The organism is Cloacibacterium normanense, from assembly GCF_002943105.1.
GTDB lineage: Bacteria > Bacteroidota > Bacteroidia > Flavobacteriales > Weeksellaceae > Cloacibacterium.
The window spans coordinates 1-1422 of the sequence record NZ_PTPZ01000018.1 but is presented as its reverse complement, the minus strand read 5'-3'; the positions used below and the strand labels follow the sequence as shown (position 1 = coordinate 1422).

The following is a 1422-nucleotide window of genomic DNA, read 5'->3' as shown; positions in this document are numbered from 1 at the left end:
GGTAAGGGCAACCAAACGATAACTTTGGCGAGCACAGCGACTAAAACAACCGCAGATGCACCATATACTTTAACCCAGAATGCAAGTTCAGGATTAGCGATTACTTATGCCAGTTCAAACCCAGCAGTAGCTACTATTAGTGGGAATACTGTAACGATAGTAGGAGTGGGTACCACTACCATTACAGCCAACCAAGCAGGTAATGAAAATTATAATGCAGCACCACAGGTTACTCAAACTTTAACGGTTACACAGGGGTCAACAGTTTTGGCTGGTTGGGATTTTTTTGGACAGAGTTCACCAGCAACATTTGCTGCAACAACTTATAATTCAAATTTAAATAATTCTTCCTCTCAAAGTAGTTTAACAAGAGGTACTGGTGCTGCTTCAAGCACAGGTAGTAATTCATTTAGAACTACTGGTTTTCAAAATAATGGCATATCAACTTCAAATACGGATTATTTTGAAGTGAAAATGCAATCCGTTTCAGGTAAAAAATTAACATTAACTAAGATAGATGCAAATTTAATTGGTACGAGTTCATTTTATGCTACTCCTGGAGTTACCTCGCAGTTTGCGTACAGTTTAGATGGAACAAATTTTACATTAATTGGTTCTCCTCTTACAACAACATCGTTGTCTATAAGCTTTGACTTATCTGCTGTATCTGCATTACAAAATGTACCTTCAGATAAAACAGTTACGATAAGATACTATGCGTCAGGTCAAACAAATACAGGAGGATGGGGCTTTTCTTCACCAACTTCTGGTACAAATGGATTAGCAATTTCAGGTTATACAGAATCTATTCCTGCACCCGTAATTACGAGTTCATTAACAGCATCAGGAAAAGTAGGAACATCATTTAATTACAATATTACTGCATCTAATACACCGAGCAGTTATAGTGCAACAGGCCTTCCAACAGGATTATCTATCAATGCCACTACAGGTGTAATATCAGGAACCCCAACAGTGGCAGGTAATTTTGATGTAACGATAGGAGCAACAAACCCTACAGGAACAGGAACGAAGACATTAGTATTAACTATAGCAAAAGCAGACCAAACAATAACCTTTGGTTCATTATCAGCTAAGACTTATGGAGATTCTTCCTTTGCTTTAACGGGAACATCAAGCTCAGGATTAGGCTTAACATACAGCAGTTCAGATACCAATGTAGCTACAGTTTCAGGTAGTACTGTAACTATAGTAGGAACAGGAAGTATAACGATTACGGCATCACAATCAGGAGATGATAATCATAATGCAGCAACAAGCGTAGATCAAGTTCTTACGATTAATAAAAAGTCTTTAACAATAAAAGGTTTATCTGCAGAAAATAAAACATTTGATGGAACAACAGCAGCAACGCTTACAGGTACACCAGTATTAAATGGAGTAGTAGGAAGTGATGATGTT

At 37.6% G+C, this 1422-nt stretch carries 1 protein-coding gene; it reads left to right on the top strand.

Features of this window, described 5'->3' with window-relative positions; translation table 11 throughout:
- Positions 1-474: 474 nt before the first annotated feature.
- Positions 475-1422, top strand: a 948-nt coding sequence (locus tag C3729_RS13150) for a putative Ig domain-containing protein (RefSeq protein WP_185117749.1), incomplete at its 3' end; no start/stop codon positions are given.